The 17,550-nt window shown below is 56.6% G+C and carries 16 protein-coding genes; 5 read left to right on the top strand and 11 right to left on the bottom strand.

Features of this window, described 5'->3' with window-relative positions; genetic code table 11:
* The first annotated feature begins 328 nt into the window (after positions 1-328).
* Complete coding sequence (malT, locus tag BWI95_RS09420; RefSeq protein WP_076769387.1) at positions 329-3,034, top strand: HTH-type transcriptional regulator MalT; 2,706 nt, start codon at positions 329-331, stop codon at positions 3,032-3,034.
* 3 nt (positions 3,035-3,037) lie between these two features.
* Here the strand turns inward: malT and BWI95_RS09415 are convergent, their stop codons facing one another.
* Genes BWI95_RS09415 through glpE form a run of 3 tightly spaced genes read right to left on the bottom strand, consistent with a single transcriptional unit; the run spans position 3,038 to position 5,032 of the window.
* Positions 3,038-3,796 carry a DeoR/GlpR family transcriptional regulator gene (locus BWI95_RS09415; protein ID WP_054802634.1) on the bottom strand — a complete coding sequence of 253 codons (759 nt, stop codon included), beginning with the start codon at positions 3,794-3,796 and terminating at the stop codon, positions 3,038-3,040.
* Positions 3,797-3,813: 17 nt separating this feature from the next.
* A complete protein-coding gene (gene glpG / locus BWI95_RS09410) occupies positions 3,814-4,644 on the bottom strand; it encodes a rhomboid family intramembrane serine protease GlpG (protein ID WP_076769386.1) in 831 nt (276 codons plus the stop codon).
* 58 nt (positions 4,645-4,702) lie between these two features.
* Positions 4,703-5,032, bottom strand: a complete 330-nt coding sequence (gene glpE, locus BWI95_RS09405; RefSeq protein WP_054802635.1) for a thiosulfate sulfurtransferase GlpE — start codon at positions 5,030-5,032, stop codon at positions 4,703-4,705.
* Positions 5,033-5,220: 188 nt separating this feature from the next.
* Between glpE and glpD the strand changes: the two genes are divergently transcribed.
* A complete protein-coding gene (glpD, locus tag BWI95_RS09395) occupies positions 5,221-6,726 on the top strand; it encodes a glycerol-3-phosphate dehydrogenase (protein ID WP_076769385.1) in 1,506 nt (501 codons plus the stop codon).
* 51 nt (positions 6,727-6,777) lie between these two features.
* Here glpD and gntU read toward each other — a convergent pair whose 3' ends face one another.
* The 5 genes from gntU to BWI95_RS09370 form a co-directional block, all read right to left on the bottom strand.
* Complete coding sequence (gene gntU / locus BWI95_RS09390) at positions 6,778-8,118, bottom strand: gluconate transporter (RefSeq protein WP_023481953.1); 1,341 nt, start codon at positions 8,116-8,118, stop codon at positions 6,778-6,780.
* The gene (gene gntK / locus BWI95_RS09385; protein ID WP_054802636.1) at positions 8,115-8,648 is read right to left on the bottom strand and encodes a gluconokinase; all 534 of its coding nucleotides are present in this window, start codon (positions 8,646-8,648) and stop codon (positions 8,115-8,117) included. The genes gntU and gntK overlap by 4 nt, the downstream gene beginning before the upstream one ends.
* A gap of 136 nt (positions 8,649-8,784) precedes the next feature.
* Positions 8,785-9,780, bottom strand: a complete 996-nt coding sequence (gene gntR, locus BWI95_RS09380; RefSeq protein ID WP_042712859.1) for a gluconate operon transcriptional repressor GntR — start codon at positions 9,778-9,780, stop codon at positions 8,785-8,787.
* Between the two features lie 104 nt (positions 9,781-9,884).
* On the bottom strand, positions 9,885-10,580 hold the full coding sequence (locus BWI95_RS09375; protein ID WP_023482050.1) for a pirin family protein: 696 nt from the start codon (positions 10,578-10,580) through the stop codon (positions 9,885-9,887).
* A gap of 122 nt (positions 10,581-10,702) precedes the next feature.
* Positions 10,703-11,740 (bottom strand): oxidoreductase, encoded by a 1,038-nt coding sequence (locus tag BWI95_RS09370; protein WP_054802637.1) that lies wholly within the window; start codon positions 11,738-11,740, stop codon positions 10,703-10,705.
* 237 nt (positions 11,741-11,977) lie between these two features.
* Between BWI95_RS09370 and BWI95_RS09365 the strand changes: the two genes are divergently transcribed.
* Together BWI95_RS09365 and yhhY are read left to right on the top strand one after the other, a co-directional pair.
* Entirely contained in the window at positions 11,978-12,586 is a 609-nt protein-coding gene (locus tag BWI95_RS09365; RefSeq protein ID WP_076769384.1) for a bactofilin family protein, read from the top strand.
* Positions 12,587-12,803: 217 nt separating this feature from the next.
* On the top strand, positions 12,804-13,295 hold the full coding sequence (gene yhhY / locus BWI95_RS09355) for an N-acetyltransferase (RefSeq protein ID WP_054802638.1): 492 nt from the start codon (positions 12,804-12,806) through the stop codon (positions 13,293-13,295).
* A 35-nt stretch (positions 13,296-13,330) separates the two neighbouring features.
* Here yhhY and ggt read toward each other — a convergent pair whose 3' ends face one another.
* On the bottom strand, positions 13,331-15,091 hold the full coding sequence (gene ggt / locus BWI95_RS09350; protein ID WP_076769383.1) for a gamma-glutamyltransferase: 1,761 nt from the start codon (positions 15,089-15,091) through the stop codon (positions 13,331-13,333).
* A gap of 123 nt (positions 15,092-15,214) precedes the next feature.
* Between ggt and BWI95_RS09345 the strand changes: the two genes are divergently transcribed.
* On the top strand, positions 15,215-15,742 hold the full coding sequence (locus BWI95_RS09345; RefSeq protein WP_054802639.1) for a DUF2756 family protein: 528 nt from the start codon (positions 15,215-15,217) through the stop codon (positions 15,740-15,742).
* Here the strand turns inward: BWI95_RS09345 and ugpQ are convergent.
* Together ugpQ and BWI95_RS09335 are read right to left on the bottom strand one after the other, a co-directional pair.
* Positions 15,739-16,479, bottom strand: coding sequence for a glycerophosphodiester phosphodiesterase (gene ugpQ / locus BWI95_RS09340; RefSeq protein ID WP_054802640.1), 741 nt, complete (start codon positions 16,477-16,479; stop codon positions 15,739-15,741). The two genes, BWI95_RS09345 and ugpQ, sit on opposite strands and share 4 nt — an antisense overlap.
* Entirely contained in the window at positions 16,476-17,549 is a 1,074-nt protein-coding gene (locus BWI95_RS09335; protein ID WP_076769382.1) for a sn-glycerol-3-phosphate import ATP-binding protein UgpC, read from the bottom strand. Before BWI95_RS09335 ends, ugpQ begins: the two co-directional genes overlap by 4 nt.
* Position 17,550: the final 1 nt, after the last annotated feature.

The raw sequence follows: 17,550 nt of genomic DNA, 5'->3' as shown, positions 1-17,550 counted from the left end.
AAATTGTTTTACGCGCGCAGAGAACGCGGCGAAATAATATTTTATGCGCGGCGAGGTTACCGTTTCGCTAATTGCGCGTTGCTTTTACGCGACCCATTAATATGGCCTATTTTTCTGCGGAAAATTTGCCCGTTTTTACGCCGCCGCCCGCCCTGCATGGGCTGAATTTATTCGGCACATAAATAGAACTGTGACATAGTGCAAATTCACAATCGTCAGATCCGGACATAACTTGCAATATTTCCTCATCTGTCCGAACGTATTGAGATTAATTACGAAGCACAAAAAAAATCGCATCTCAGTTCTCCCTCACAGTGAAGTGATAACTATGTTGATTCCGTCCAAATTAAGTCGCCCGGTTCGACTCGACCATACGGTGGTGCGCGAACGTCTGCTGGCGAAACTTTCCGGCGCCAACAATTATCGGCTTGCGCTGGTAACCAGCCCTGCGGGCTACGGCAAGACTACCCTCGTTTCGCAATGGGCGGCGGGGAAAAGCGACGTCGGCTGGTTCTCGCTCGATGAGGGAGATAATCAGCAGGAGCGCTTCGCCAGCTACTTTATCGCCGCAGTGCAGCAGGCCACCGGCGGGCATTGCGTCAGCAGCGAAGTGATGGCGCAAAAACGCCAGTACGCCAGCCTGCCTTCACTCTTCTCGCAGCTGTTTGTTGAACTGACCGAATGGCAGCGCCCGCTCTACCTGGTGATTGATGATTACCATCTGATTACCAACCCGGTGATCCACGATGCGATGCGTTTCTTCCTGCGCCATCAGCCGGAAAACCTGACCCTGATTGTGCTCTCGCGTAACCTGCCGCAGCTGGGGATTGCCAACCTGCGCGTGCGCGAACAACTGCTCGAAGTGGGCAGCCAACAGCTGGCCTTTACCCACCAGGAGGCGAAGCAGTTTTTTGACTGCCGCCTCAATGCGCCCATCGAAGCGGCTGAGAGCAGCCGGCTGTGTGATGATGTCGCTGGCTGGGCCACGGCGCTGCAACTGATCGCCCTCTCCGCCCGTCAAAACCACAGCGCGCCGCACCACTCCGCGCGCCGCCTCGCGGGCATCAACGCCAGCCATCTCTCCGATTATCTGGTCGATGAAGTGCTCGATAATGTCGATCCCGCCACCCGCCAGTTCCTTCTCAAAAGTGCTCTGCTGCGCTCAATGAACGATGCGCTGATTGTGCGCGTCACCGGCGAAGAGAACGGGCAGATGCGGCTCGAAGAGATTGAGCGTCAGGGGCTCTTTTTACAGCGCATGGATGACTCCGGCGAGTGGTTTAGCTACCACCCGCTGTTCGGCAGTTTCCTGCGCCAGCGCTGCCAGTGGGAGCTGGCGACGGAGCTACCCAATATTCACCGCGCGGCGGCCGAGAGCTGGATGGCGCAAGGTTTCCCGAGCGAAGCGATCCACCATGCTCTGGCGGCGGGCGACGGCGTGATGCTGCGCGATATCCTGCTCAATCACGCGTGGGGTCTGTTTAACCACAGCGAGCTGAGCCTGCTGGAGGAGTCGCTGAAAGCGCTGCCGTGGGAGAGCCTGCTGGAGAACCCGCGGCTGGTGCTGCTGCAGGCGTGGCTGATGCAAAGCCAGCACCGCTATAGCGAAGTGAACACCCTGCTGGCACGCGCCGAGCAGGAGATGACGACCCAGATGGATGCCTCGCTGCATGGCGATTTCAACGCCCTGCGCGCCCAGGTGGCGATTAACGATGGCGATCCGGTAGAAGCAGAACGGCTGGCGATGGTGGCGCTCGACGAACTGCCGCTGGCTAACTACTACAGCCGGATTGTCGCCACGTCGGTGCATGGCGAAGTTCTGCACTGCAAAGGCGAGCTGGCCAATTCGCTGGCGGTGATGCAGCAAACCGAGCAGATGGCCCGCCGTCACGATGTCTGGCACTACGCGCTGTGGAGCCTGATCCAGCAGAGCGAAATCCTCTTCGCGCAGGGCTTTTTGCAGGCCGCGTGGGAGATGCAGGAGAAAGCCTTCGCGCTTATCCGCGAGCAGCATCTTGAACAGCTGCCGATGCATGAATTTTTACTCCGCATTCGCGCCCAGCTTCTGTGGGCGTGGGCGCGGCTCGACGAGTCGGAAGCCGCCGCACGTCAGGGGATGGAAGTGCTGGCCGCACTGCAACCGCAGCAGCAGTTGCAGTGCCTGGCGCTGATTGTGCAGGTCTCGCTGGCGCGTGGCGATCTGGATAACGCCCGCAGCCACTTGCACCGGCTGGAGAACCTGCTCGGCAACGGCCAGTATCACAGCGACTGGGTATCGAACGCCGATAAAGTGCGGATGATCTACTGGCAAATGACCGGCGATAAAAACGCCGCCGCGCAGTGGCTGCGCCAGACGCCAAAACCAGCCTTTGCCAATAACCACTTCCTGCAAAGCCAGTGGCGCAACATTGCCCGCGCGCAGATCCTGCTGGGCGATTTTGACCCGGCGGAGATGGTGCTTGAGGAGTTAAACGAAAACGCGCGCAGCCTACGCCTGATGAGCGATATCAACCGCAACCTGCTGCTGCTCAACCAGCTTTACTGGCATGCCGGGCGCAAAAACGATGCCCAGCGCGTGCTGCTTGAAGCGCTACAGCTCGCCAACCGTACCGGGTTTATCAGCCACTTTGTGATTGAGGGTGAGCCAATGGCGCAGCAGTTGCGCCAGCTCATTCAGCTCAACACGCTGCCGGAGCTGGATCAGCACCGCGCCCAGCGCATTCTGCGCGAAATCAACCAGCATCACCGGCATAAGTTCGCCCACTTTGATGAGAGCTTTGTCGAGCGCTTACTGACGCACCCGGAAGTGCCGGAACTGATCCGCACCAGCCCGCTGACTCAGCGTGAATGGCAGGTGCTGGGGCTTATCTATTCGGGGTACAGCAACGAGCAGATCGCCGGTGAACTGGCTGTCGCCGCGACGACCATCAAAACCCATATCCGCAACCTCTATCAGAAGCTGGGCGTTGCCCACCGTCAGGATGCGGTGCAGCACGCCCAGCGGCTGCTGAAAATCATGGGTTATGGGGTATAACGGCTAGCAGAGTTCCAGCTGCACATTGTTGTGGCTGATCACCTGCATCACGCCTGCGGGCGGCATCACATCGGTGTAGACCGCATCGACAAGGCTGATGCTGCCCATATTGACCATCGCATTGCGGCCAAACTTCGAGTGATCCACCACCAGCATCACATGGCGCGAGTTCTCAATGATCGCGCGCTTGGTGCGCACTTCATGGTAGTCAAACTCCAGCAGCGAGCCGTCTGCATCGATGCCGCTGATACCCAGGATGCCGAAATCGAGGCGGAACTGGGAGATAAAATCGAGGGTCGCTTCGCCGACGATACCGCCGTCGCGGCTACGCAGTTCGCCGCCCGCCAGAATGACGTGGAAATCCGACTTCTTCATCAAAGTATTAGCGACGTTAAGGTTGTTGGTGACAACCCGCAGTTCGCTGTGGTCGAGCAGCGCATGGGCGACCGCTTCCGGCGTGGTGCCGATATCGATAAACAGCGTCGCGCCATTGGGGATCTGCTCGGCCACGCGGCGGGCAATACGCTCTTTTTCCGCCGCCAGCGTCGTTTTCCGGTCGTGCCACGAGGTGTTTTCCGAGCTGGAAGGCAGCGCAGCACCGCCGTGGTGACGCAAAATTTTGTTCTGATCGGCCAGATCGTTCAGATCGCGACGAATTGTCTGCGGGCTGACGGAGAACTGTTCAACCAGCTCTTCGGTGCTGACATATCCCTGTTGTTTAACCAGCTCGATAATCGCGTCGTGACGCTGTGTCTGTTTCATCATGTGTCCCTGGATAATTATGTTCGTTTTCGCACATTCTGCGAGTCCACCAGCGCCATCGCCAGGCCAATAACAATCCCTGCCGTATGCGCGCCGCTGGCAATGGCGAAGCCGGTTAAGCCGAACCATTCCGCCACCATCAGTAACACCGTAAAGATAAATAGGCCGTTCGGCAGCGCCACCTTCGGTTCCGGGTCGCGTATGCCGCGCAGCCAGACATAGCCAATCAGGGCATAGACCACGCCGGAGAGGCCGCCGAACCAGGGGCCGGTAAGCTGGTGCTGTACAAACCCGCTTAACAGCGCGCTAATCAGCGTAATCACTACCAGTTTGCCGCTGCCGAGCCGCTTCTCCACCGCGCCGCCAAGATACCACCACCAGAAGAGGTTAAAGAGAATGTGCAGCAGCGAAAAGTGCATGATCGCGTGGGTGAAGTAGCGCCAGGCTTCAAAGCGCAGGCTCTCATCCCATGGCCAGGCGAGCCACGCCATCACGACTTCATCGCCCATCACGTTCATCAGCAGGAATACGATAATGCAGAGCACGGAGATGGCGATAGTCAGCGGCCCGCCGCGCTCACGCAGGGCGGCTGAAAGAGGGAAACGGCGGTAGTGCAAACCGCTGTCGGTCTGGCCGGATTGCCAGCTCGCCGCCAGATAGCGCGGATCGGCGGGGTTTTCCAAAAAGCGCGCCAGCTCGCTGCGCACGCGTTCGGCCTGGCTTTCGTCCGCCAGCCAGATGTCGGTCTGCTCATGGTGCTGGATCGTCAGGATAACGCCCTGAGTCTGCATATAGTCGACAAACGCCTGGGCGACGCGGGGGTTAGCAAAAGAGGTAATCATCAACATGACGGGCGTCGCTTAGTCCATACAAAGAGAGACAGTATAGCGGAGAGTCGCGCTTCGCCTAAAGCGTGCCGTGCTCGACTTCTGCCGGGAAGTGGCGATGCCACGCATCGAAACCACCATCGACGCTGTAGACCTCTTCATAGCCCTGCTGCAACAGATATTGCGCGGCACCTTTACTGCTGTTGCCGTGATAGCACATCACCATCACCGGCGTGTCGAAATCGTTGTCGCGCATAAACGCGCCCAGCGTGTCGTTGGTGAGGTGAAACGCGCCCGGCGTATGGCCCATCGCGAAACTCTGCGGATCGCGGATATCGACCAGCACGGCCTGTTGCTGCTGCAATTTCTGGTGGGTCTCTTCGACATTAATACATTCAAACTGATCCATGGCGTTCTCTTTATTGACACGAATTATGGCTAGGCTGCGACAAGTGTACGTCGTGACCCCGGTGATGCGCCATTATGTTATGCATATCACTCTAAATTGTTTTTTTGATGTTACCAAAAGCGCGTTCCTTTGCTATTATGAGCGATATCGAACATTTTTGAGCTTTTACGAAAGTGCGTGAGGATAGCATGGAAACCAAAGATCTGATTGTGATAGGCGGGGGCATTAACGGTGCCGGTATCGCGGTTGACGCCGCAGGGCGTGGTTTATCCGTGCTCATGCTTGAGGCTCAGGATCTCGCCTGCGCGACATCCAGCAACAGCTCTAAATTGATTCACGGTGGCCTGCGCTACCTTGAACACTATGAATTCCGCCTGGTGAGCGAAGCGCTCGCCGAACGTGAAGTGCTGCTGAAAATGGCACCGCATATCGCTTTCCCGATGCGTTTCCGCCTGCCGCACCGCCCTCACCTGCGCCCGGCGTGGATGATTCGCATTGGTCTGTTTATGTACGATCACCTGGGTAAACGCACCAGCCTGCCGGCGTCCAAAGGGTTGCGATTTGGCTCAGAATCGGTGCTGAAACCGGAAATCGTGCGCGGATTCGAATATTCCGACTGCTGGGTTGATGATGCGCGCATGGTGCTGGCGAATGCGCAGATGGTTGAGCGTAAAGGCGGGAAAGTAATGACCCGCACCCGCGCCACCAGCGCGCGTCGTGAAAACGGCCTGTGGGTGGTAGAAGCGGAAGATATCGATACCGGCGAGAAATTTAGCTGGAAAGCGCGCGGTCTGGTCAACGCCACTGGCCCATGGGTGAAAGAGTTCTTTGATGACGGCATGAAACTGCCTTCGCCATACGGCATTCGCCTGATCAAGGGCAGCCACATCGTGGTGCCGCGTGCCCATGCGCAGAAGCAGGCCTATATCCTGCAAAACGAAGATAAACGTATTGTCTTTGTGATCCCGTGGATGGATGAGTTCTCCATTATCGGTACCACCGACGTTGAGTACCACGGCGACCCGAAAAACGTGAAGATCGACGAAGACGAGATCAATTACCTGCTCAATGTCTACAACGATCACTTTAAGAAACAGCTCACGCGTGAGGATATTGCCTGGACCTACTCCGGCGTGCGCCCGCTCTGCGATGACGAATCCGATTCACCGCAGGCGATCACCCGTGATTACACGCTCGATATCCATGACGAGAACGGCAAAGCGCCGCTGCTGTCGGTCTTCGGCGGGAAACTCACCACCTATCGTAAGCTGGCGGAGCATGCGCTGGAAAAACTGACGCCGTACTACAAAGGTATCGGCCCGGCGTGGACCAAAGAGTGCGTTCTGCCCGGCGGTGATATCAACGGCGATCGCGAGGATTACGCAGCGAAACTGCGCCGTAAATACCCGTTCATTAGCGAATCGCTGGCGCGCCATTATGCCCGTACCTACGGTAGCAACAGTGAACTGATTCTGTCGGGTATCACCAGCCTGGATGGCATGGGCGAGCACTTCGGTCATGAACTGTATGAAGCCGAACTGCGTTACCTGGTGGAGCATGAGTGGGTTCGTCGCCTCGACGATGCCATCTGGCGTCGTACCAAACTTGGCATGTGGCTGAGTGAAGAGGAGCAGGCGCATGTGGCTCAGTGGCTGACGCGCAATAACAAAGCGGAACTGTCGCTCGCTTCTTAAGCGTTAAGATAAAAACCCGGTGGCCTGAAACCACCGGGTTTTCTTTTGCCTTTAGCTCAGCAGCGTAAAGGCGATCATCCCGATAATCGCACCGGTAGTGCCGAGGATGGTTTCCATCATTGTCCAGGTCTTCAGGGTTTGCGCTTCTGTCGCGCCAGTAAAGCGGCCATAGAGCCAGAAACCGGCATCATTCACATGGCTCACCACAATCGAACCGCCCGCGATACAGATTGAGAGTGCCGCCATCTGCGCGCCGTTGAAGTGCAGCTGTTCAATAACCGGCATTACCAGACCGACTGCGGTCAGACAGGCGACCGTTGCGGACCCCTGGATAATGCGCACCGCCGCTGCCAGCACGAAACAGGTCAGGGCAATCGGTAGACCCATGCCGGTTAACGCTTCACCGAGCGCTGGGCCAACGCCGGAATCGACCAGCACCTGTTTGAAGACGCCGCCCGCACCAATCACCAGCAGAATAATCCCCGCCGGTTGTAGCGCCTGGCCGCAAATCTCCATTACGCGATCTTTTGCCATTCCCTGACGCACTGCCAGACCATAAATCGCTACCAGACAGGCAACCAGAATGGCGGTGAAGGGGTGACCGATAAACTCCAACCATTGATAGAGCGTGCTGTCTTGCGCTACGAAACGCGCGGCGATGGTTTTCATCCCCACCAGCACCAGCGGCAACAGGATCAGCGCGAGGCTGAAGCCAAACGACGGCATTTTGCCTTCGCCGAGATGCGGCTCGCTAACATCGTCCGGAATATGCAACTCAACGTGGCGGCTAATAAAGTTGCCCCACAGCGGCCCGGCGACCAGCATGCCCGGGATCGCGGCGCAGAGGCCAATCAGGATCATCCAGCCGAAATCTGCATGCATCTGCGAGGCGAGCAGCATCGGTGCAGGCCCCGGCAGCAGAAATGCCGCCGCTGCCGCAACGCCTGCGAACAGCGGGATAACCAGTTTGACCAGGTTAGTGCCGGTGTGGCGCGCCATCGAGAAGGCAACGCTTATCAGCAGGACAATCGCCACTTCGAAGAAGAGCGGCAGGGCGCAAATCAGCCCGGCGAGGCCAATCGCATAGTGCGCGCGGCTGTGCCCGAAGGAGTTAAGCATTTTGACGGCGATTTGGTCCACCGCACCGGTCTCATGCAGGATTTTGCCGAACATCGCGCCGAGTGCGACCACAATGGCGAGGAACCCGAGCGTACCGCCCATCCCCTTTTCCATGGTCTGCGCAATTTTCGTTAGCGGCATACCGGAGAAGAGCCCGGCACCAATCGAGACCACCATCAGCGCAACGAAAGCGTGCATTCGCGCTTTCATCACTAAAAATAGCAGCAGTAAAACAGAACCGACTGCGGTTAATACCAGCGTTAATGTACTCACTGCTCACGGCCTTTGGTTATCACTTCAATGGTGCTGGCGACCACGCCATCAAGCGGTTGGTCAATGTTCACCACCAGCACATCGCGTTCATCTTCGCCCGGCTCCTGCAGCGTTTCGAACTGGGTGACCAGCATCTGCGTTTTGAAGAAGTGGCCTTTACGCGCTTTCAGGCGGCTTTCGATAACATCGAATTCGCCCTTCAGGTAGATAAAGGAGAGGTTAGGATTACCGGCGCGCAGCTGGTCGCGATAGTGCTTTTTCAGCGCCGAGCAGACGATCAGCGACACTTTGTTGGTGCGCTGCATAGCGAAGGCAGCATCGTTCAGCGCCTGCAACCACGGTTTGCGGTCATCGTCATTCAGCGGCTCGCCGGAGGCCATCTTGTTGATGTTGCTCCGCGGATGGAGAAAGTCGCCGTCGAGAAACGCGGCTTTAAGCTGATACGCGACTTCGCTGGCAACCGCTGATTTGCCGCTGCCTGAAACGCCCATCAGAACGAAAACATGGTGATCAAGGTTTGTTGTGCTCAAAGGGAAGCCCCCACGGGTGCAAGAGTGATTGTTACGGGTAACTGTTATCGGTAACATTGTCCTGCCGCGATCCCAGAGAAGCAATATCCACAGCGGTCAGAGATAAATAAGTGTGAGCTACTTCAAATTTGTCAGACTAAATAGATCCACCCGGTGACAAAGTGAAACCTAAATCTAACATTTTTGGCGTAACTGCTTCACCACGGATACGCGCCAGCAGCCGTTCCGCACCGATGCGCCCCATGCGCTCACGCGGCGTCAGCACGCTTGCCAGACGCGGCTCCATCACCTGACCGATGTCATGCCCGTGGAACCCGGCAATCGCCATATCTTGTGGGATCTTCAGCCCCAGGCGCTGGCACTCAAACGCGGCGCCAACGGCAAGATCATCGTTAGTACAGAAGATCCCATCAAGCTGCGGATACTCGCGGCGCGCCTGACGCATCAACTCAATGCCGGCGGTATAAGAGGAGGATTGTTCCACCATCACACTGTACGGCGTCAGCCCCGCATCCAGCATCGCCTGCTCGTACCCCTTCTGTTTGATGATAGTACGTTCATCCAGACGTGCACCGAGATAGGCAACGCGACGATGGCCGCGCGCAAGAATGGCGGCGGTAATTTGCCTGGCGGCCTCAAAGTTATCAAAGCCAACGGCGATATCGAGGCAGGGAGATTTGCTGTCCATCAATTCCACAACCGGAATGCCCGCCACTTCGATCATTTTCAACGTGCGCGGCGTGTGGGTGCGTTCGGTGAGGATCAGTCCATCGATGTTCCAGGAGAGCATCGACTCCAGCCGCTCCTCCTCCATTTCCGCTTTGTAGCCATAGTGCGCCAGCATGGTTTGATAACCGTGCGCGTCGGTGACGCTTTCAATGCCGCGAAGCACTTCAGCGAAGACCTGGTTCGTCAAAGAGGGGAGAAGCACGCCAATGGCGCGGCTGGTGGCGTTGGAGAGAATATCGGGTGCGCGGTTGGGGATATAACCCAGTTCATCAAGGACAGCGGCGATTTTGCCCCGTAAAGCGACGGAAACCTGTTCCGGGTTACGCAAAAAACGGCTGACCGTCATTTTGGTCACGCCTACGCGATCGGCCACATCCTGTAGTACGGGTCTTTTCTTTTTCATCGCCCTGATAATTTACGCAAAAGAGAGGGGTGCGCAGTTTATCACGGACAATGCGCAATCCTGCGGTCAAAAACCCCAGGATTGCGCGATTTATTTACGCCACATCACACCGGCGGCAGATCGAAGAGCAGGATTTCGCTGTCGCTGTCGGCATGCACAGAGATCGCCTGCTCATCCCAGATCGCAAGACCATCGCTGGTGGTCGCTTTGGTGCCATTAATGGTGACTTCACCTTTCACGACCTGGATCCAGACGCGACGTTCGGCGGCGATCTGATGCACAGACTGCTCATCTTTCAGCAGCGCCCAGCGGTAAAGCTCCATATCCTGATGCACTTTCAGCGAACCGTCGCGGGCGTCCGGCGAAAGCACCAGCTGTTTGCCCTGGGTAGCGTCAAAGCGGCGCTGCTCGTAGCGCGGCTCGATACCGTTAGTTTCCGGAATGATCCAGATTTGGTACAGGCGCAGACGATCGGTTTTGCTCGGGTTGTACTCAGAGTGGCGTACTCCGGTACCGGCGCTCATGATCTGGAATTCACCCGCCGGAACCTGCTCTTTGTTACCCATGCTGTCCTGATGCTCTACCGCACCTTCCAGGACATAAGTCAGGATTTCCATGTCTTTATGCGGATGGGTCCCGAAGCCCTGCCCCGCATCGATAACATCATCGTTAATCACGCGCAGCGCTGAAAAACCCATGAAGTTCGGATCGTAATAGTTAGCAAACGAGAAGGTGTGCCAGGAGTCCAGCCAGCCATGGTTAGCGTGTCCGCGGTCATTTGCTTTGCGTAAGAAAATCATCTTGTTTACCCCGTCTGTTTTCGATGGGGTAAGTGTGGACGCAATCATTGCCCAATCATAGAGGGTGAAAATTGACTCCTCTGTTCAAAAAAAGTGAACAAGAAAAGAGGAGCCATTCAGCCTTATTTGGCAAGGGTTATCGTGGCAGGCGACGCCTGCTCAAACGCGCGTTCCAGCAGCTCAAGGTTGGTAAGAACGTCAGTTTCCTTGACGTAATTTTCCGCGCCGTTCGTCAGCGTTTCATAGAGCGCATCATAGACGCGTCCGTAGTCGCCCGACTCGGGCGTAATCTCTTCACGCACCGTTTCGCCCGCCTCGTTGACATACTCCAGAATGCCCACGCTGTCGTCTGCGGCAAAGCCCGCGTCGCCCGGCATGATATTCGCCTTCAGGCTGGTCTCCTGCTGATCGACGCCATATTTAACGAACGAGCCTTTACGACCATGGACGATAAATTTCGGGTAATCGATTTTGACCAGATGGCTGGTTTTCACAATCGCTTTCAGATCGCCATAGAAGAGTTGTGCTTCAAACGTATCGTCAGGGTTGGCTTTGTTGCGCAGGCTGCGAATGTCGTACGCGGCGTGATCCGGGCGGCCAAACAGCGAGATAATTTGATCCATGGTGTGCACGCCGAGGCCATAAAACGAGCCATCCTGCGGCAGACCCGGCTTGCTTTCCGCTTCCGGGCGGTAGTAGTCAAAATGACTTTCGATCTCGACGATCTCACCCAGTTTGCCGCTCTCAATCACCTTTTTGGTGGTGAGGAAGCAGGAGTCAAAACGGCGGTTCTGATACGGCGTCACCGTCAGGCCTTTGCTTTTCGCCAGCTCAAATAGCGTGATCGCTTCAGCCATGGTCGGCGTGAAAGGCTTCTCGACCAGCACGTTTTTACCCGCTTCCAGCGCGCGTTTTGCATAGTCGAAATGGCTATCGGCATGGGTACAGACGATCACCAGTTTGACCTGCGGATCGTTAAGCACTTCGTCCAGATCGCTGGTGAAGTGGATGTGCTGATAGTCGGGATGTTGCTCCTCTGGCTTCGGATGGCGACGGAAGATGTGCGCCACGTGCCAGCTGGCTTTACGGTTGAGAACATAAGGCAGGTGATAACGGGTGGTGCTTTTACCAAATCCAATAAATGCGCAATGTAGAGTCATCGTGTCGTCCTTTGCAGAATATCTCTCTTTACCTTAGACCAGGCGCGGCGAGAGCTAAAACCAGAAGCTTCTATTTATCGATTATTGTTATGTTTTTAAGCCATTTATAAATTCCGATTTTTCTTCCGCGCTCTTGATCGCCACCCCTAATTCCCGCATAAAACACGCGGCAATATCCTTTTGCCCCTTTCATAAGTCAGAAGCACCCACCACGCAGGGAGTTGCGCGCAATACAGCATGGATAAGCACTACTGGTATTTAAATCTCGCTCTTGCTTTTTGGGCCTTCGCGCTGGGGAGCTGGTGCATTGACGCACGGCTCTGGGCACTGGTTGCGGCATCGCTAACGCTTCTCGGCTTCTTCTTACACTTTGTACAACATCAGGTTAACGCTATGTTTGGTAAAGAGAAAACCCCAAAAACGCCCCCACTACAACCGATTGCAGCCTCACTGATTAACGAAAAAGAGACGCTGCGCGATGAGAAGCAGAATACGGTTGTCGCCAGCGGCACCAACTTTGTCGGCAACATTACCTCGAACGGGCAAGTGCATATTTACGGCACGCTTACCGGCAATATCGAAGCGAAAGACAACATTATTCGCATCATGCGTAATGGCGTGGTTGAAGGTAACCTCTCCTGTCGCGAACTGTTTATTGATGGCACGGTGAACGGCGAGTGCAGCAGCGAAACGCTGAATATCGAAGAGAATGGCAACATCAATGGCACGCTGACCTACAGCGCGCTGACCATCAAGAAAGGCGGCACCTTCTCAGGCCAGGCAAAACTCACCGCGCCAGTAGCAAAATTAAGCGTTGAGAAAGAGAAGAAGCGAGCCGCTGAATAGCAGGTAAAAAAAAGCCAGCACCCGGCTGGCTAAGAAATACTGGAAGCAATGTGAGCAATGTCGTGCTTTCAGGATTACCGTACGGTTTCCCTGAACGCATGGCAATAATAATCATTATCATTCGCACTTGTCTACCCCCTGTGACAAAAAATGGCAGTTGACGCTTCGCCTGAAAGACCGGAATGTGAAAGCTAACCCAACCAACAGGAGAAGCAGGATGAGCGAGATAGTGATACGCCACGCTGAAATGCACGATGTCGAACCGTTACGACAGATTTACGCGCAGCCCGAGGTGTATCAAAACCTACTCCAGCTACCTCATCCCTCTTCCGACCACTGGCATAAACGCCTGACGCCGCAGCCGGGCCGCCGGGATCTGATTGCCACGCTTGATGAGCGGGTAGCGGGCCATCTCGGTTTAATGGTCGAGCAGAACCCGCGTCGCAGCCACGTCGCCAGCTTTGGCATTATGGTTGCGCCTCAGTTTCAAAACCGCGGCGTCGCCAGCGCGTTAATCAACGAGATGGTGCAATTGTGCGATAACTGGCTGCGCATCGACCGCATTGAGTTGTCGGTTTTCGCCGATAACGCACCCGCGCTGGCGGTCTACCGTAAGTTTGGTTTTGAAGTGGAAGGCACGGCGAAACGTCATGCGCTGCGTAACGGCGAGTATGTCGATTCGTACTATATGGCGCGAATGAAGGGCTAAAAGATCCCTCTCCCGGCCGGGAGAGGGAAATTGCTTTAATATCCTGCGGTTAAATCATCTACCGAACGCGGATCGGACGCACCATACAGCGTGCCATCCGGCCCAACCATAATGCTCTGCGTACTCCCCATTGAGGCTTTCACGGCGACTTTCTGCCCCTTCTGCTCCAGCAGTTTCAGAGTGTCAGGGCTAAAACCCTTCTCCACGCGCAGTTCGTCCGGCAACCACTGATGATGGAACCGTGGCGCATTGGTCGCTTCGGCAACGTTCATTCCATAATCGATGGTGTTCACTACCATTTGCAGCACAGTAGTGATAATCCGGCTGCCGCCAGGGCTACCGGTGACCAGCCAGGTTTTACCATCTTTCAGCACAATGGTTGGCGACATGGATGAGAGCGGACGTTTACCCGGCCCGATAGCATTCGCATCGCCGCCCACCAGGCCATAAACATTTGGCACACCCGGTTTGGCTGAGAAATCATCCATCTGGTTGTTCATCAGAATGCCGGTATTGCCGGCAACAATGCCGCTGCCAAACACGGTGTTCAGCGTATAGGTCACCGCTACGGCATTCCCCTCTTTATCCACCACCGAGAAGTGCGTGGTCTGGTTACTCTCGTAAGGTTCCAGCTTGCCGGGGCGGATCTGGCTGGAGGGGCGCGCTTTATTGACATCAATCTGTTCAGCAATCGATTTGGCGTACGCTTTGCTGGTCAGCGCCTGCCACGGCACTTTGACAAAATCGGGGTCGCCAAGGTATTCAGAGCGGTCGGCGTAGGCATATTTTTCCGCTTCCGCCATTACCTGCATCGCATCCGCGCTGCCGAAGCCATATTTCGCCAGGTCGAAATTCTCCAGGATGTTGAGGATCTGAATGATATGGATCCCGCCAGAGGATGGCGGCGGCATGGAGTAGACCTGATAACCGCGGTAGTCGCCGCTCACCGGCGTACGCTCAACGGCTTTATAATTTGCCAGATCCTCTTTGGTGATCAGCCCGCCGTTTTTGCTCATCTCCTGGGCGATCTGCTCTGCCGTTGTGCCTTTATAGAAACCATCTGGCCCCTTTTCAGCAATCAGTTCAAGGCTCTTCGCGAGGTTGGCTTGCACCAGCTTGTCACCCTTCTTCAGCGGCTCACCCTCTTTCCAGAAGATCGCCTTACTGGTGTCGTGGTTCGGCAGCACTTCACTGCCGTAGGTTTTGAGATCGTCCGCCAGCGCATCGTTAACCGTGAAGCCCTGCTTCGCCAGTTTGATGGCAGGCTGCACCACCTTTTTCAGCGGCAGCGAGCCGTACTTCTCCAGCGCCAGCGAGAAGCCGGCGACCGTGCCGGGCGTACCGGAAGCGAGATGGGAGGTCAGGGATTTTTTGCTGTCCGGGTTGCCCTGTTCATCAAGGAACATATCGCGCGTAGCGGCTGCGGGCGCCATTTCGCGGAAATCGATCGCCGTGACCTTGCCCTCTTTAGTGCGGATCATCATAAACCCGCCACCGCCCAGGTTGCCCGCCTGCGGATGGGTCACCGCCAGCGCATAACCTACCGCGACCGCCGCATCGACCGCATTACCGCCCTCTTTGAGGATCTCCACACCCACGCGGGTCGCGGCTTCATCCACCGAGGCCACCATCCCCTGATGGGCTACTACCGGATGAAAGACATCGGCTTCCACCCCATACGAAACGGGGGCTGGCGCGGGTGCCTGAGCAGGCGGCGGCGCAGCGCCGACACTGAAACATGCTCCCGCCGTCAGCGCGGCGATTGCCGCCCAACGCGCAAACTGCTGTTTGATCATCGTCGTTCTCCACAAAGAAGGGCTACAGTTCCCGCTTAAGTCTGGTTCACAATGCGCAAAAAATCATGGTCATGCAGGAATGCGACTAAACTTAGGGGCAGGCCTCAACGGGAGGAGATGAGAATGAAACGCCTTGTGATTGTGGCAGCCCTGCTGCCGTTTACCGCTTTCGCACAGCCGCTTAACCCGACAAATAACCCGAATCAACCGGGGTATGTCGTGCCAAGCCAGCAGCGGATGCAGACGCAAATGCTCAACCAGCAACAGCAGCAGCAAGGGTTACTGAAACAGCAGCAACAGACGCAGAGCCGCCAGCAGCAGCAGAACCTGCAAATGCAGATGAACGATAATTCACAGCGAATAAGGCAGGCTCAGCCGGGGGAGCTCGACCCCGCCCACCAGCAAGTGCTCCCCAACAGCAACGGCGGGATGTTAAGCCAGGGCAGCAGTAGCGGTGGCGGGATGCTCAGCCAGCCGGGTAGTAACGACGCAGGAGCATTAAGCCAGAGCAGCAATAATGGCGGCAGCGGGATGTTACATCCGCAAAACAGCGCCAGCGGTTCGACCCTGCAGCAGCCGCATATGCTGCCGCAGACCCAAACGCAAAGTGGCGGCATGCTGCACAGCACACCGCAAACCACTACGCCTTAAGCGCCAAAGTGGGGCCCGATAGCGTCAATATTATCCGTACAGATGCAATCGACGCCCCACGCCAGCAACTCCGCCGCACGCGCCGGCTGATTCACCGTATAAACCAGAATGCGCAGGCCGGCGTCGCGCAGCATGCAGACGCGCGCTTCATCAAGCAATTTGTGGTTGAGATGAATAGAGGTGCAGGCCAGGCGGTCAGTCACCTCCTGCCAGTCATCGCGCCAGGCATCCAGCAGCAGACCGCGCGGCAGTTCCGGCGCAGCCTGTTGCGCCGCTTCCAGTGCATCAATCTCAAACGACGAGAGCAGCGGCGGGGTCATCTCTGACCACAACTCGCGGGCAGCAAGCGCAACAGCTTTACCCGTCAGCGGGCCGGTGCCGGTCGTTGGTTTGATTTCAATATTCGCCATCATGCCATGCTGCTGGCAGCGCTGCGCCACCTCCGCCAACAGCGGCAACGTCTCGCCTTTAAACTCGCCGCTGTACCAACTCCCGGCATCGACTTTCAGCAGATCGCTCCACGCCAGCTCGCCCGCCACGCCCCAGCCATTGCTGGTACGCTCCAGGTTGTCGTCATGCAGCAGGAAGATCTGCCCATCTTTTGATAATTTGGCGTCAAATTCGATCATTGTGTGGCCATATCTGGCGCCGACATCGATCGCTGCCAGGGTATTTTCCGGAGCCAGTTTTCCACCGCCGCGATGGGCGACGATGCGGGGATAGGGCCAGTTATTCATACGCGTTGTCCTGTTTCACCATCGAATAAGTGCAGGTGATGTTCAGCCAGATGCAGCCACAGCGTGCTGCCGGGTGCCGGGCGCTCCTGATGCGACAGACGCGCCACCAGTTTCTGCTCACCCCAGCGGCCATGGGCCAGATTATCCGCCCCGAGCATCTCCAGCGTATCCATCACCAGCGGTACGCCGCCTGCGGCTTGTGAGCTTAACGCAATATGTTCCGGGCGGATACCCAGCGTCATTTTCCGCCCGGCATAACCGCGATAGTGCCAGTTAATCGGCAATGCCATGCCGCTTGCCAGCTCAAAGTGAGTGCCGGTCTGGCTGATATGACCATCGAGTAAATTCATCGCCGGGCTGCCGATAAAGCTCGCGACAAAACGGCTGGCGGGCTTTTCATACACCTCAACTGGCGTACCGATCTGCTCGGCGACGCCTTTATTCATCACCATCACGCGCTGCGCCAGCGTCATCGCTTCCACCTGATCGTGGGTGACATAAAGCGAGGTGGTATTAAGGCGGCGATGCAGCTGCTGCAACTCAAGGCGCATCTGCACGCGCAACTTGGCATCAAGGTTAGAGAGCGGCTCATCAAACAGGAAAACCGCCGGATCGCGCACAATCGCGCGGCCCATCGCCACGCGCTGGCGCTGACCGCCCGAAAGCTCACGCGGTCGACGCTTCAGCAGGCCTTCAAGCTCGAGAATACGCGCCGCTTCCGCCACGCGTCCGGCAATATGTGCTTTGCCCATACCGCGGATTTTCAGCCCCCAGGCCATGTTCTCCTCCACGCTCATGTGTGGATAAAGTGCATAGTTCTGGAACACCATCGCGATGCCGCGATCTTTTGGCTCCTTCTCCGTGACGCGCTGGCGGTCAATCCAGATATCGCCGCCGGAGACGCGCTCCAGCCCGGCAACCATGCGCAGCAGCGTCGACTTTCCGCAGCCCGACGGGCCAACCATGACAATAAATTCGCCGTCGGCCACATCCAGCGTCAGCGGCTCAATCACCTGAGTTTTCCCGCCGTCCCAACTTTTTGTCACTGCCTGTAATTTTAGAGATGACATC

Origin of the sequence: Kosakonia cowanii JCM 10956 = DSM 18146 (genome assembly GCF_001975225.1) — a bacterium.
In the GTDB taxonomy this organism is placed as follows: domain Bacteria; phylum Pseudomonadota; class Gammaproteobacteria; order Enterobacterales; family Enterobacteriaceae; genus Kosakonia; species Kosakonia cowanii.
The sequence above is the reverse complement of the archived record's forward strand: the minus strand, read 5'-3'. Positions and strand labels throughout refer to the sequence as shown.